This is a genomic window from Pseudidiomarina insulisalsae (assembly GCF_003987065.1).
In the GTDB taxonomy this organism is placed as follows: Bacteria; Pseudomonadota; Gammaproteobacteria; order Enterobacterales; family Alteromonadaceae; genus Pseudidiomarina; species Pseudidiomarina insulisalsae.
This window is the reverse complement of sequence record NZ_PIPY01000004.1, coordinates 81,253-93,857: the sequence shown is the minus strand read 5'-3', so window position 1 is coordinate 93,857 and position 12,605 is coordinate 81,253. Positions and strand designations below refer to the sequence as shown.

17 protein-coding genes are annotated in these 12,605 nt (G+C 53.8%); 5 read left to right on the top strand and 12 right to left on the bottom strand.

The features are described from left to right. Window positions 1–44 precede the first annotated feature (44 nt). From CWI71_RS04675 to CWI71_RS12025, 6 genes are read right to left on the bottom strand one after another with little or no spacing between them, the layout of a single operon-like run. Window positions 45–989, bottom strand: coding sequence for a 5-oxoprolinase subunit C family protein (locus CWI71_RS04675; protein WP_126754111.1), 945 nt, complete (start codon window positions 987–989; stop codon window positions 45–47). Next, window positions 982–1,668, bottom strand: coding sequence for a 5-oxoprolinase subunit PxpB (pxpB, locus tag CWI71_RS04670; RefSeq protein ID WP_126754110.1), 687 nt, complete (start codon window positions 1,666–1,668; stop codon window positions 982–984). Before pxpB ends, CWI71_RS04675 begins: the two co-directional genes overlap by 8 nt. Beyond that, window positions 1,665–2,405, bottom strand: a complete 741-nt coding sequence (locus CWI71_RS04665) for a 5-oxoprolinase subunit PxpA (protein WP_126754109.1) — start codon at window positions 2,403–2,405, stop codon at window positions 1,665–1,667. The genes pxpB and CWI71_RS04665 overlap by 4 nt, the downstream gene beginning before the upstream one ends. A 2-nt stretch (window positions 2,406–2,407) precedes the next feature. Next, window positions 2,408–2,812 carry a hypothetical protein gene (locus CWI71_RS04660; RefSeq protein WP_241967622.1) on the bottom strand — a complete coding sequence of 135 codons (405 nt, stop codon included), beginning with the start codon at window positions 2,810–2,812 and terminating at the stop codon, window positions 2,408–2,410. 22 nt (window positions 2,813–2,834) lie between these two features. Continuing rightward, window positions 2,835–3,119: a hypothetical protein gene (locus CWI71_RS04655; protein ID WP_126754108.1), complete on the bottom strand. Its 285-nt coding sequence runs from the start codon at window positions 3,117–3,119 to the stop codon at window positions 2,835–2,837. Further along, window positions 3,112–3,288, bottom strand: coding sequence for a hypothetical protein (locus tag CWI71_RS12025; RefSeq protein WP_157981057.1), 177 nt, complete (start codon window positions 3,286–3,288; stop codon window positions 3,112–3,114). Before CWI71_RS12025 ends, CWI71_RS04655 begins: the two co-directional genes overlap by 8 nt. Before the next feature lie 132 nt (window positions 3,289–3,420). Between CWI71_RS12025 and CWI71_RS04650 the strand changes: the two genes are divergently transcribed. After that, window positions 3,421–4,386 (top strand): pirin family protein, encoded by a 966-nt coding sequence (locus CWI71_RS04650; RefSeq protein ID WP_126754107.1) that lies wholly within the window; start codon window positions 3,421–3,423, stop codon window positions 4,384–4,386. Next, entirely contained in the window at window positions 4,386–4,835 is a 450-nt protein-coding gene (locus CWI71_RS04645) for a hypothetical protein (protein WP_126754106.1), read from the top strand. Before CWI71_RS04650 ends, CWI71_RS04645 begins: the two co-directional genes overlap by 1 nt. Here CWI71_RS04645 and CWI71_RS04640 read toward each other — a convergent pair. Genes CWI71_RS04640 through CWI71_RS04625 form a run of 4 tightly spaced genes read right to left on the bottom strand, consistent with a single transcriptional unit; the run spans window position 4,832 to window position 8,893 of the window. Next, window positions 4,832–5,596 (bottom strand): SDR family oxidoreductase, encoded by a 765-nt coding sequence (locus CWI71_RS04640; RefSeq protein WP_126754105.1) that lies wholly within the window; start codon window positions 5,594–5,596, stop codon window positions 4,832–4,834. The two genes, CWI71_RS04645 and CWI71_RS04640, sit on opposite strands and share 4 nt — an antisense overlap. Further along, window positions 5,593–6,687 (bottom strand): phosphotransferase family protein, encoded by a 1,095-nt coding sequence (locus tag CWI71_RS04635; RefSeq protein WP_126754104.1) that lies wholly within the window; start codon window positions 6,685–6,687, stop codon window positions 5,593–5,595. The genes CWI71_RS04640 and CWI71_RS04635 overlap by 4 nt, the downstream gene beginning before the upstream one ends. A gap of 2 nt (window positions 6,688–6,689) precedes the next feature. Next, window positions 6,690–7,916: an acyl-CoA dehydrogenase family protein gene (locus CWI71_RS04630; protein WP_126754103.1), complete on the bottom strand. Its 1,227-nt coding sequence runs from the start codon at window positions 7,914–7,916 to the stop codon at window positions 6,690–6,692. Window positions 7,917–7,969: 53 nt separating this feature from the next. Continuing rightward, a complete protein-coding gene (locus CWI71_RS04625) occupies window positions 7,970–8,893 on the bottom strand; it encodes a LysR family transcriptional regulator (protein ID WP_126754102.1) in 924 nt (307 codons plus the stop codon). Window positions 8,894–9,030: 137 nt separating this feature from the next. Here CWI71_RS04625 and CWI71_RS04620 point away from each other — a divergent pair, with 137 nt between their 5' ends. Next, window positions 9,031–9,591 (top strand): FMN-dependent NADH-azoreductase, encoded by a 561-nt coding sequence (locus CWI71_RS04620; RefSeq protein ID WP_126754101.1) that lies wholly within the window; start codon window positions 9,031–9,033, stop codon window positions 9,589–9,591. A gap of 13 nt (window positions 9,592–9,604) precedes the next feature. Here the strand turns inward: CWI71_RS04620 and CWI71_RS04615 are convergent, their stop codons facing one another. Beyond that, window positions 9,605–10,561: an MBL fold metallo-hydrolase gene (locus tag CWI71_RS04615; RefSeq protein WP_126754100.1), complete on the bottom strand. Its 957-nt coding sequence runs from the start codon at window positions 10,559–10,561 to the stop codon at window positions 9,605–9,607. A 131-nt stretch (window positions 10,562–10,692) separates the two neighbouring features. Between CWI71_RS04615 and CWI71_RS04610 the strand changes: the two genes are divergently transcribed. Then, a complete protein-coding gene (locus CWI71_RS04610) occupies window positions 10,693–10,911 on the top strand; it encodes a retropepsin-like aspartic protease (RefSeq protein ID WP_126754099.1) in 219 nt (72 codons plus the stop codon). Continuing rightward, window positions 10,877–11,275 carry a pepsin/retropepsin-like aspartic protease family protein gene (locus tag CWI71_RS04605; protein ID WP_126754098.1) on the top strand — a complete coding sequence of 133 codons (399 nt, stop codon included), beginning with the start codon at window positions 10,877–10,879 and terminating at the stop codon, window positions 11,273–11,275. The genes CWI71_RS04610 and CWI71_RS04605 overlap by 35 nt, the downstream gene beginning before the upstream one ends. Here the strand turns inward: CWI71_RS04605 and CWI71_RS04600 are convergent. Then, on the bottom strand, window positions 11,238–12,542 hold the full coding sequence (locus CWI71_RS04600) for a hypothetical protein (RefSeq protein WP_126754097.1): 1,305 nt from the start codon (window positions 12,540–12,542) through the stop codon (window positions 11,238–11,240). The two genes, CWI71_RS04605 and CWI71_RS04600, sit on opposite strands and share 38 nt — an antisense overlap. Window positions 12,543–12,605 lie beyond the last annotated feature (63 nt).

Here is a 12,605-nt window from a genome sequence, read left to right as displayed (position 1 = left end):
GTTTATTGGCGCTCTGGCAAGGCTTGGCCACAGCGAGTCGTCACTCAGTTACGGGTAATATTAAAAAACCGCCATACTTGTCTTAATTCGCGCTGCGCTTCTTCCAGTCCCTGCCAGCGAAACTGCACTTTGCGGCCAGCTGGCAATTGCGCCAGCACACTGCGTGAGGTCCAGCTGAGTACACCTATTTTTGGATAACCACCGAGGGTCTGATGATCATTCATCATCACAATGGGTTGGCCGTTGGCCGGCACCTGAATACTGCCCATTGGCAGCGGCTCGGAAATCATCCCTTCGGGCACGTCAGGCAGCGCCTCGGCGCCGCTGAGTCTTATGCCCATACGGTCCTGTTTGGCGGTTACCTCATAAGACTGCCCGACGAATTGCTCGCGCGCCGCCCGGCTAAACTGCGACCACTGCGCAGCAGGCACTACTGACAAGGTCGGCTGTTTGGCAATGGTTAAGTTCAGACGACTGCTGGGACGTCGGGTTTCCAGCGTTTTCGTGCGCGGCTGGCCGGTCGTAAGCTTATCGCCTGCTTGCAAGGGACTGCCATTTTGCCGCAACCCGCCCAGCTCGTCGCGTACCACGGTGGCGACGCTGCCAAATACGGGATCTGCCTGAAAACCACCGGCAACAGCCAGATAACAGCGTAAACCGCGGTCATTCACACCCAGCTGCAATTGATCGCCGGCTTGCGCGCGCACTACGCGCCAGGTTTTTACCGGCGCGCCGTTCAGCTTGAGCGGGAAATCGGCGCCGGTAACCACAAATAAGGTCTCCTGCAAAAAGGTTGCCTGAAACTGGCCCAGGGTTATTTCAATCTGTGCCGCATTGAACGCATTTCCCAATAACCTGTTGCCCCACAAAAAGGCGCGTTCATCCATTGGCCCGCCATGGGTGATGCCCTCAGCAAGGTGGCCGTAGCGGCCGTAATCCTGCAGCGTTGCCAGCAGTCCCGGGCGTTGCACCTGGAGCACTTCAGTCATGGCCAGGCTCGCTCTGTCGGGCCAGTTGCCGATCGTAATCAGCGCGGCTTATGGACTGAAATTTGACCTTATCGCCAGCCTGCAGACGTGGCCAGTGAACGGCACGGCCAATAATCTGCCAGCCACCGGGCGAAGTGCGCGGATAAATAGCTGTTTGCTGTCCGGCAATGGCCACACTCCCCTTGGGTACTTTCTCGCGTGGCGAGTCATGGCGGGGCATGCGTAACGCCTGCGGAACATCACCCAAATAGGCAAACCCCGGAGCAAAGCCCAGCGCATAAACATGATAGGTGGTGGCGCTGTGCAGCGCCGCGACCTCATCAACACTGCTGTTAAGAAACTGCGCGGCAGCCTTGAGATCTGCTGCCAGTTCAGGGTCATAACAGACATCGATGGTATGTAGCTGCGCCTTCTCGTCCTGCGCTTCGGTGTCGCTGCTAAGCACCTCATTCACGATGGGCTCAAGCAGGTGGCGTAACTGACGTTCGTTCAATTGCAGAATATCGTAATAAACCAGCAGCGTCTGATAGCTTGGTACGACCTCAAAAACGCCTGCGACCTCGTGACGCAAGCGTGCTGCCAGTTGCTGCACTTTCTGGTTAATTTGCAGCTGAATCTGCTGCGCGAAACTGACCATCAGCGCGTCGGGCGCTGCGGTCTGAAACTGCCATTGCATCATGACAAACGCTCGCGAATGGCCTGCACTGCGGCCAGCGCCTGAGGGTTGTCACCATGCACGCAAAGCGTATCGGCACTAAGCAGTAACTCGCTGCCGTCATGGGCGGTAATTGAGCGTTGTTCGGCGAAAGCCAGCGCCTGGGCTACAATCGCGTCCTGCGTGTGTAGTACCGCGCCCTCAAACTGTCGCGCCCGTAACTGGCCATTGCTTTCATAGCAACGATCCGCGAATGCCTCGAAGATCAACTCAACGCCGTGCCGCGCCGCGATATCTAATTCAGTTTCACGTTGCAGTTTCGCCAGCGTCATCAGCTGCAGCGGTTGAGTGCGACCGCGGTTGAGTTCGCTTAAAGTGCGCACCACGGTCGTGAAAATCTGACTGTCTGCCTGCATGTCATTGTAAAGTGCCCCATGGGGTTTCACATAAAGCAGTGGCACCTGCTCGGCCTGGCAGATCGCTTCCAGCGCGCCAATCTGATAAAGCAGCTGCGCACGTAACTCATCAGCACTGACGACCATTGAGCGGCGCCCAAAACCATGGCGGTCAGGATAACTCGGATGTGCGCCGATCATAGTGCCGTGTTGTTTTGCCAGCCGCACCGTCGCTTGCATAATGGCAAAATCACCGGCATGAAAGCCACAGGCAATGTTGGCCCGATCAATATAGGGCATGACTGCGGCGTCGTCCCCCATACGCCATACCCCATAGCCCTCACCTAAATCACAGTTCAAGTCCATGGTTACGACTCTGTGTTTTCAGGTTTATCCGCTTGTGCCTTGCCAAACCGGGCATAGCTATAGACCAACAAGTAGAGCCCCAGACCGATGGCGCTGATCATCAGCGGTGGCAATAACAAGCCCGCCTGCTGATGTGCCGCATAAACGGCGGCCGCACCTGTCAGCCCCAGGGTGGTCAGCGAAGCGCTGATAAAAGTTAACGGTTCCAGCCATTTGCGAAGCTGAGAAATTCCGATCAACTGAACAAGCGCGCCAATAATCAGCCCCCAGGCCAGCGGCACACCCAATTTATACCAGTTCAGCTGATAATCGACGATGGTTGCCCATAACTGCTCAACTGTGGCGTTATAAAACAGCAGTCCAACCAGTCCGGCCAAAATCACTAAACGCTTGGTAAGTGACAACATTCAGGCGACTCCGTGCTGAGGTTTACAGAATAAATGCCAAAATACCGATGATAATGGCGACAACCGGTACCCACAGAATGGCTGATTGATACCAGCGTAGCGGCGGTACATCAGTACGTTGCTGTGCGGTATGCTGACGCTGTTCCGAACTGGCTTTCTGCGTGACCAGAAAATACACCCCTACGATCAGCAAAAAGATACCGACCCAACGCACCACGGTTTCGCCCTCAGGCGCCAATACCGCGCTTAAAACACCGATCACCATGATGGCCAATGCGGCAATTCGCTTTCCCACTGTGCTATTCATTGTTATCCATCCGCTCTTCTTTCTTGAGTGCCCGCCACTTCAGGAAAAACCAACCCCAGCCTACCAATTCAATCACCGCACCGAGTACGATAGTGAACAACCGCTGTTCCCAGATGCCGCTCAACATGAGAGCGATACCGATGATAATCAATATGATAGCGTGAATCATAGTGGCTCCTTGTAAGATATCTCACCTTAACTAATCTTAGTCGAAGAAGGAAGTCAGCGTATAGTCGTATATCGACCTTTATGCCTGGCTTTGGCATACTGCAAGAGCAAGCGCACCTGATGGAGACCCCTAATGACGCGAACCCGTGCCGATAGTGAAGACCAACCTGTACCTTGTGAATCCGCGCACCTGCGCCGCGACGCGCTGGTGGTACCCGCACAGGCGCGCCAGCTGACGCCCCAAATGCGTGTCTTTCGCAGCTTACCGCAACGCCAGTTACGAATGATAGGGCCCTGGTGCTTTGTCGATCATTTCGGACCCGTGGCCACGGCTGATTACCGTCAGTTTGATATTCCACCCCACCCGCATATTGGCCTGCAGACCATTACCTGGTTGCTGTCGGGACAGTTACTTCATCAGGATAGCCTCGGCTACGAGCAACCGTTGCGCGCCGGCGAACTTAACCTGATGACCGCCGGCAACGGTATTTCCCATGCAGAAGTCGCCGCCGCGCAGGTACAAGATCCATTGCACGGCCTGCAGCTCTGGGCGGCATTGCCCGAGGCGAATGAAGCAACTACAGCGCGCTTTGATCATTACAAGAACCTGCCGCAGTTCGCGCTTGGTGAGTGCCAGGCGACACTGGTGATCGGTGACTATGTTGCCGGCGAACGGCGCTATCACTCACCGGCATTACAGTTTCATCCAACCTTTGCCATGCAGTTAAAAACACCACGCGTGGCTGTGGCTGAACTGCAACTGGAAGCCGACTATGAGTATGGTCTTTATGTCGTCAGCGGTCGTGCTGATCTGCTGGGTAAAACGGCAGTGGCGCATGAACTGCTTTATCTTGGCAGCGGCCGCAAATCAGTCACTATTGAACTGGCGGCGGACACGCTGGTCATGGTCATTGGCGGCGAAGCCTTTGCCCAGCCGGTACAAATGTGGTGGAACTTCGTCAGTAGTGACGCTGAGCGCATTCGCATTGCCCAACGCGAATGGAACGGCGAACACGAGCGTTTTGGTAAGGTTGCCAGCTATCGGGGCGAGCGTTTGCTGGCACCTGAGCTGCCCGCATCGAAAACTAAGGAGCAATAATGTTACGGCGCATCGGACTTTGGTTTCTTGCCGCAGTGGTGGCGTTGGCGGTACTTTTTGTCGCCGTGCTCATCTATCAGCTCACCGTTTATAAGCCAGATCCTCCCAAGGTGGCCAACTGTACGCCATTGCAAACTCTGATCACTGAAGACAGCGCCGCTCAGCTCTATGTTTACCATTGTAAGCGCGGTAATGAGCCCAGTTGGCAAGGTTACGAGGTATGGGTGGAAAAGCTTGCTGAAGGCGACTGGCAGCGACTGGTGACTGCACCTCAAGCCAGCGGCTGCCTGAGTATTGCGCTGCAACCGGGTAAGCTCACGGTATATCATCAGGGTTCACGCGGGCACGTAAGTGTCGCCGCCGCCTCACTGGTTTATGAGTTGCCCGCAGGCGCCGCCAGCACGCTCAGTATCGCGACCGAGCGTGTCAGCGAATGCCCGGTCGATTAGCCGAGCTTCATCACCCACTTCAGTGGCAGGCGCTTCATCAAAAAGCCAATCGGTGCCCAGGGCCAACTGGGCACATAAGCCTTCACCGGCTCTTTCTCAATCGCTTTCACCAGTAAGCGACAACCGGTTTTATTATCAATCATAAACGGCGTGTTTTTGACCTTCTCGTTGATCTCCGAGCGAATATAGCCCGGCATAATGCAGCTCACCTTAATTGGCGAATTCGATTTGATAAGATCAGCGCGGATGCCTTCGGTTAACGCCGAGAGGCCGGCTTTCGTTGCGGCATAGACAGTCATCGCGCGGGGCATACCACGTAGCGCACTGATGGAGCTGATGGTGACCAGATGACCGGCATTTTGCTCGCGAAACATCTCCAGCGCCGCCTCGCACTGGGCCAGTGCGGCAACGAAATTGGTTTGCGCAGTTTGCACATTGGCATAAAAATAACCGGTGCCTAAGGACGCGCCCTTACCCATACCGGCGTTGACCACAACCCGATCAATAGTGCCAAACTCGTCCTTAAATGCTTTGAATACCGCAAAAACCTGATCATGGTCATTCACGTCCAATGCCTTAATACTGACCTGGCACTGCGGATACTCGCGCTCCAATTCCTGTTTAAGTTGTTCAAGCCGTTCCGTGCGACGGGCGCAGAGTGCCAGTTGCCGGCCTTTGGCAGCGAACTCGCGCGCCATACCCTCGCCAAGGCCGGAGCTGGCACCGGTGATCAGAATGGTTTTACGCTCAGAATGCGTCATGACTTCCCCTGTTGTTTTATCAGCCGGCGGCAACGCCAGTGCAAATAATGCACCAGCAACCAGAAGTTCTTAAACGCCGGATTGCGTGTCTGTTTATGGTGATACCGATAATAAATCTGCTGCGCAATGACACTCAGTCGAAATAGCCCGAAGACTTCGTAAAAGGTGAAATCGGCAACATCCACCTGCATGCGTTCACAGTAATAATGAATCACCTCTTTACGCGTCATCATGCCTGGCAGGTGGGTCGGCTGCCGTCGCGTTGAGCGGGCAACCGCATCGTCATCGGCTTCAATCCAGTACGCCAGACTATTCCCCAGATCCATCAGCGGATTGCCAATGGTCGCCAGTTCCCAGTCAAGCACACCGATAATGTGAGTGGGATCGGCGCTATCCAGAACCAGGTTGTCAAAACGAAAGTCGTTGTGGGTCATACACAGGCGCTCGTTAGCTGGTTTGTTTTGCTCCAGCCAGCGCATAATTTTCTCACTTTTCGGCACATTCCAGGTTTTCGCCTGACGATAGCGCTTATTCCAACCCAGCACCTGCCGCTCGGTATAGCCCTCGCCCTTGGCCAGTTGGTCAAGCCCATGCTCGTGGATAGCAATGCTATGCAGCTCTATCAGGCAATCCAGCGCATTCTTGCAGAGCTCGCGGGTTTGCGCTTCTGATATTTTTAGCTCGCGCGGCAGGTTCTTACGCGGAATAATGCCGGCAACGCGCTCCATAATATAAAACTCGGCACCGATAATCGTCTCATCGTCGGTGTAATGGAGCATTTTGGGCACATACCGGAAGACCGGCTCCAGGGCTTTTTGAATACGGTACTCGCGGCCCATATCATGGGCGGATTTTGCTTTGGTACCCGCCGGCGGGCGCCGCAAAATCCAATCCGCGTTGGCAAATTCCAGCCGATAGGTCCAGTTTGATGCTCCGCCGCTGTACTGCGTCACTTTCAGCTCACCTTCAAGCTGCGGAAACTGCTCCTTGAGATAAGACGTCAGTTGCGCAACGGGTAAATGCTCGCCCGCGCGCACCGCACTGGCCTTATCTTCAAGCTGCGCGTTGGCAACGCCTGTTGTCTGCGTCATGTTCAGCGCTCCCGGTATTTGGCCAGCTCAACCTTGGCAATGGTGGCACGATGCACAGCATCGGGCCCATCGGCAATGCGCAGCGCCCGGGCCACCGCGAACAATTGCGTCAGCGGTACGTCATGACTGACGCCGGCACCGCCGAATAACTGAATGGTTTCATCCACCACCTGTTGCAGTACGTTGGGCGCCACAACTTTAATCGCAGAGATTTCTGCCAGCGCCTTCATTGCGCCGACCTGATCGATCTTCCAGGCGGCAAAAAAGGTCAGTAAACGTGCCTGATCAATAGCAATACGCATGTCAGCGACCCGCTCAGAATTGCCACCAAGCTGCAGTAATGGTCGACCAAAGGCGATGCGATCCTGACCACGCTTCATAAACAGTTGCATGGCTTTCTCGGCGGCGCCGAGGGCGCGCATACAGTGATGGATGCGTCCAGGCCCCAGGCGCCCCTGGGCTATTTTAAAGCCATCACCAAGTTCGCCAATCACGTTTTCTTTGGGTACCCGAACCTTGTCAAAGACCACTTCACCATGGCCATACGGCGCGTCATATTCACCAAACGCCGGTAACATGCGTTCAATAGTTACTCCTTTGGCATCGAGCGGCACCAACACCATGGAATGTCGCTGATGCTTCGGCGCATCCTCGTCTGTGAGGCCCATGACAATAGCGAATGCAGCGTCAGGATGGCCAAGCCCGGTAGACCACCATTTGCGGCCACTAATCACTACCTCGTCGCCGTCAGCGACGATCTTGGTCTGCATATTAGTCGCATCTGAGGAAGCAACATCAGGCTCGGTCATACAAAAAACTGAGCGAATCTCACCTGCCAATAACGGCTCAAGCCACTGTTCCTTTTGTGCCTGCGAACCAAAATGGTAAAGCACTTCCATATTGCCGGTATCCGGCGCGTTGCAGTTGAAGATTTCCGGTGCCAGTAAGCTATGTCCCATTACCTCTGCCAGCGGCGCGTATTCCAGCGTGGTCAGGCCTGCTCCGAGTTCCGCATCCGGTAAAAACAGATTCCATAGCCCTTGCTCACGCGCTTTGGCCTTCAGCTCGGCAACCACGGGGGGGACTTCCCAGTGACGCCAGTTGCCGTCGGCATTCAGCCGGCGGTTTTCTTTATGATAATTCGATTCAATCGGTTCTATATTATCTTTTATGAATTGAATCAGTTTCTTACGGTACTCAAGCGTTTTTGCGCTGGGTTGAAAGTCCATAGTTGCTCTGCTCTTTTTCAAACAATCGTTTGAATGATTGTAGAGAGCATCGGCTATCCGATCAATAAGGAACGTTGCGCCACCGCAGGAATATGTTCCACCAGATAATCAATAAAAACCCGTACCGCCGGCAATAACCCGCGCCGATGCGGATACACCAGGTGCATAATGCCCATCGGTAACTGCCAGTTGGGCAACACCCGTTGTAGTTGTCCGGCGCTGACGGCCTCGACACACAGATAGTTCGGTAACGCCACCAACCCCTCGCCTTGAATAGCCGCCTCGCGTAGCACCAGCATGTCATCGGTAATCAGGCGCGGCTGAAAACTGATGGTTAGCTGGTCACCATCATCGGCCGTCAACTGATAGGCATAACGCCCACTGGTGTAATGCAGCGATAGTTGCGGGAAATCGAGCAAGTCTAACGGATGTTTGGGAATACCGCGGCGTTCAAGAAGTTCAGGTGCGCCATACAAGGTTAGCGGTGCATCGGACAGCGGTCGGGCAATCAATGATGAGTCTTCGATACTCGAGCGCACGCGTAACGCCACATCAATGCCTTCATCCAGCAAGTTGACCGGACGGTTGGTAACCACCAGCTCAATCACCACTTCCGGATACGCCTGCATAAATGGTGGCAACAGCAGTGTCAGCAAACTCTGGCTCAGGCCGTAGGGTGCGCTGACATGAATGGTGCCGCGCGGCTTTTCACGTACCAGTTGCGTCACCTGTTGCGCCGCTTCTGCGGCACTTACCAGCGCCTCGCAATGTTGCAAAAAAGCCTGCCCGACGTCGGTTAGTTTCAGGCCGCGACGGGTGCGATGCACCAGCCGGATGCCCTGCTCTTCTTCGAGTTCGCTGAGCCTGCGGCTGATCGTCGACTTGGGCATACCAAGTTCACGCGCGCCGGCACTGATACTGCCCGCGGCGACCACCCTGGCAAAGATAAGATAGTTGGTTAAATCGGGCAGACTCATCAGGGGCTCCTTGTGATAACCGATTTCGTTCCAATTTTGGAACGTTTTATTCCATATTAGCCCTCTACAACCATTTTTGGAACCCTGTAGACTGTCGTTCATAATTTCACAGCGCACAAATTCTGGAGAATTCATTTATGAACATTTTACACTTGGACTCAGGTCTTTTTGTTGAACAGTCAGTCAGCCGTAAGCTTAGTAAGCAGATTGTCGAGCGCATTGCCGGCGAAGCGGATCAAGTAGTTTACCGTGATTTAGTCACCGATCCGGTGCCGCACCTGGACGCCGAAACGCTGCTGGCAGAACAACAGCCGTTAACACAAACATTATTGGACGAGCTGTTTGCCGCTGATGTCGTGGTGATCGGCGCCCCTATGTACAACTTCACCATCCCTACACAACTGAAGGCGTGGTTTGATCGGGTACTAAAAGCGGGAGTGACCTTTAAGTACACAGAACAGGGCCTCCAGGGGCTACTGACCGGTAAAAAGGTATATATCGCCTCGGGTCGTGGCGGTATTTACAGCGAAGGCGCAGCCGCAGCTATGGATCATCAGGAAAGCTACCTGCGCAATGCATTGGGCTTTATTGGCATTACCGATGTTACGGTGATTCGTGCTGAGGGTGTGAATTTAGGCGAAGCGCCCCGTCAACAGGCCTTACAGGCTGCTGACGAGGCCATAGCAGAACTGGCTTAAGGCCAGACTCAGCTTAATCAATTTGCGTGGTATAGTTGGCGGGTACCCAGCGGTAGCCGTCAGCTTCTTTTTTCACGCGTCCAATGCCCGGAAACGAAATATGCGCGCCGGCAACCCAGTGTCCCTCGGCGGCGACTTTCTCAAGTAACTGCAAGCGTTGAGCGCGCGCTTCGTCAGGGTTGCTGTCATAAGCAATGGTGACTTCTGGATGCGCGAATTGTACTGCTGCAACATGCAGGGTATCCCCCCAAATCACCATCGTCTCAGCGTCGCTTTCTACCCGGTAAACGCTATGACCCGGCGTGTGTCCCGGCGTTGGATTGACAATAATACCATCGTGTAACTGCTGACCGTCGCTGAAGGTTATCAGGGCGTTGGCGTTCTGATAAGGCGCAAATAGCCGCATAGCATTCTTAAAGCTACCCTTGCGCCCCTCAGGAGCTTTATTCATTTCTGTTTCGCTAAGCCAATAGTTGGCGTCGCGCTCGTGCACATAAAGCCTGGCGTTAGGGAACGTACGTTCACCGTCGGTCAACAACCCACTAATGTGATCGCCATGCATGTGGGTAATGTAAACTGCATCAATATCAGTAAGCTGGTAGCCTGCCGCTTGTAAGTGCGCGCTCAGTTGTCCGAGGTTAGGACTGACCCCGTCACCCATGCCGGTATCAATCAGTATTTGCTGCTCGCCGGTGTTGACTAAAAAGCCATTAATTGAGCCCTCAACCGGTGACGTTAAATAATGCTCTGCCAACGCCGCCTGAATTTTCTCCTCGTCCCAATGCAGCAACCGGTGCGCCGCCATATCGCGGGTACCGTCGTTCAGCGCGGTAATACGAAAATCACCGATATTCATATGATAATACCCCGGCGCCTGCTCGAACTTATGCTCCGCGGCTTGCGTCGCAGGGCTGGAAAGAGCTGCGCCCAGCAATAAGCTGAGCACAATGTGTGTCTTTATTAATTTCATAAACTGCTCCCCGACAAAGTCTTGATAGGTGTGGTTCTGACAGTTTAGGTATGGCAGTTGCAGCTAAATAGTTCAATGACAGCATCAGAACTTTTCAGAATCCTTCAACTCTGCTTAAGGACGCAGTGTTGATGCCAGTAACCATTAATGGGCATAAGCTACGCTTTTTCCTTGATACGGGTGCGCCAGGCTCACTGAATATAGCTCCTGCCGCAGCGCGCCGGATCGGACTGAAACCGACCGGTAACAGTTACACCGCCGACATGTTAGGCAATAAGCTCAAAGTGACAAATTACTCAGTGGACCGAGTCAGCTTTGGGCGCCGGCTCCACACCTTTCAGCTACAGTGATGGACATATCACGGTTGAGCTGCAGTATGACGGGATACGCTTTCCGGCACATTTGGATACCGGAAATCTGGCGGGCTTTAGTTTGCACCAGTCATTAGCAGAAGACTTAGCGCTAACGCAACTGCAAGGCAAAACCATAGAAGCGCACATCGCCAGCGGCAAGACGCAATTAAAACTGGTGCAGGTACCGAAGCCGTTTTGTCTGAACGATGTTTGCTTTGCTAACCGTCAGACCTTAATCCCGGGCCCCGCGGATATCGCCGGTATTGGCGCAAGAGCTTTGCAGACAAGTCGCCTGACGATCGACTTTGTCCGTCAGACCTACGCTATAACGGAGAAGCCGTCTCGTCAGGTAACTGATTGAAACGCTGCGCGATGGTTTCCCGCATTTCCTGCACGAAGCTCTCACTGGTAAGTTGAGTCATCAGCTCAAAATAGAGATCAACTGGCTCAGGAAAGCTTTGCTCGGCCATTTCACGCACATACATGTACCAAAGAAAAAATAAGCCATGCGGATACTCGCGCTTAATTTGTTCGTCAATTGCCGCGGCCCACAGCAGGCCGCAGGCATAATGTAGTTCGAACTTATCGTTACTGTTGGCGCATTGCTCTTGCGCCTTACGGACGCGATGCGCCAGATATATTGAGTTGGCGTGAATAGAGCGCAGATATTCCAATGCCATAAATTCAGCTGCGCCTTCATGAATCCAGGCTGACTCGTTATTAAATTGCCCCGACTGATACAAATGCGCAAACTCATGCGCGACAAACCACAGCGTGTCTTCAATAAAGTAAGGTGCGGTAATACGCTCGGCCATACTGTGCCCGTACCAGTGCAGCACCATCTGATTGCCGATGACCCCGCCCTGATAACCGTAACGCCCATCATCGGTTGGACTGAACGAGGCCAACAGCATTGGACGCTCTTCAAGATGGGGCATGCGTTGATTAAAGAACGCAGTCAACGGTGGCACGTCGCGCAATAAACGCTGCTTTAACGAGGTCGGCAAAATAGGATCGATAATGGTCTCAAAGCCGTGTTCGGCCGTTGGCCCCGGTGCCTGTGGGCCAACGTAAACGACGTGTCCGTCGCTGGCGGATTCCTGCCATTCAAGCTGTCCGCGTTCACTTTGTTCCGGTAAGCGCACAAAATCACTCAGCGGTGCCTCCATCGAAAAGTCATAGCTAAAACGCAGCGCGCTTGCACAACTTTGCGGACAGACTTTAAAACGTCCGGTAAACCAGGACATGCCACCGTCACTAAAGGGCGAGAATGGCGCATAATCTTTGCGCAAAGTGACATAGGTAGGTTCAAGCTGGAAAGCTACGCTGTTAAAAGCCAGACCGTCGATACGCGCGATATATTCTTCATTGGTCTCGCTATCGACACCAATATAAAAGTCGGTATCGATGGCCTGCCAGCGCTCAAGTCGGGAATGATCAGGATTACGCACAAAGGTCACTCGCGTGACCGATTCATCAAAGCCATAGGCAACAAACCACTCATCTTTATCAGTCTTGCTCATTTGCACCTGAACTTGCGCGTGGGAGTTCTCGCGCAACCATTCAGCAGCAAACCAAATCGCAATGGCGCAGCCTAAGAGAATGAACAGAACAAACTTTTTGTGCATACTAAGTTACCCCGATCGTCAATGAGGTACAGCATACGATCGAAGCGTGCCAAAGGCCAAGCC

Coding starts and splice junctions, on each gene's coding strand:
- CWI71_RS04675 (WP_126754111.1), bottom strand. CDS start 989: ATGACTGAAGTGCTCCAGGTGCAACGCCCGGGACTGCTGGCAACGCTG.
- pxpB (WP_126754110.1), bottom strand. CDS start 1,668: ATGATGCAATGGCAGTTTCAGACCGCAGCGCCCGACGCGCTGATGGTC.
- CWI71_RS04665 (WP_126754109.1), bottom strand. CDS start 2,405: ATGGACTTGAACTGTGATTTAGGTGAGGGCTATGGGGTATGGCGTATG.
- CWI71_RS04660 (WP_241967622.1), bottom strand. CDS start 2,812: ATGTTGTCACTTACCAAGCGTTTAGTGATTTTGGCCGGACTGGTTGGA.
- CWI71_RS04655 (WP_126754108.1), bottom strand. CDS start 3,119: ATGAATAGCACAGTGGGAAAGCGAATTGCCGCATTGGCCATCATGGTG.
- CWI71_RS12025 (WP_157981057.1), bottom strand. CDS start 3,288: ATGATTCACGCTATCATATTGATTATCATCGGTATCGCTCTCATGTTG.
- CWI71_RS04650 (WP_126754107.1), top strand. CDS start 3,421: ATGACGCGAACCCGTGCCGATAGTGAAGACCAACCTGTACCTTGTGAA.
- CWI71_RS04645 (WP_126754106.1), top strand. CDS start 4,386: ATGTTACGGCGCATCGGACTTTGGTTTCTTGCCGCAGTGGTGGCGTTG.
- CWI71_RS04640 (WP_126754105.1), bottom strand. CDS start 5,596: ATGACGCATTCTGAGCGTAAAACCATTCTGATCACCGGTGCCAGCTCC.
- CWI71_RS04635 (WP_126754104.1), bottom strand. CDS start 6,687: ATGACGCAGACAACAGGCGTTGCCAACGCGCAGCTTGAAGATAAGGCC.
- CWI71_RS04630 (WP_126754103.1), bottom strand. CDS start 7,916: ATGGACTTTCAACCCAGCGCAAAAACGCTTGAGTACCGTAAGAAACTG.
- CWI71_RS04625 (WP_126754102.1), bottom strand. CDS start 8,893: ATGAGTCTGCCCGATTTAACCAACTATCTTATCTTTGCCAGGGTGGTC.
- CWI71_RS04620 (WP_126754101.1), top strand. CDS start 9,031: ATGAACATTTTACACTTGGACTCAGGTCTTTTTGTTGAACAGTCAGTC.
- CWI71_RS04615 (WP_126754100.1), bottom strand. CDS start 10,561: ATGAAATTAATAAAGACACACATTGTGCTCAGCTTATTGCTGGGCGCA.
- CWI71_RS04610 (WP_126754099.1), top strand. CDS start 10,693: ATGCCAGTAACCATTAATGGGCATAAGCTACGCTTTTTCCTTGATACG.
- CWI71_RS04600 (WP_126754097.1), bottom strand. CDS start 12,542: ATGCACAAAAAGTTTGTTCTGTTCATTCTCTTAGGCTGCGCCATTGCG.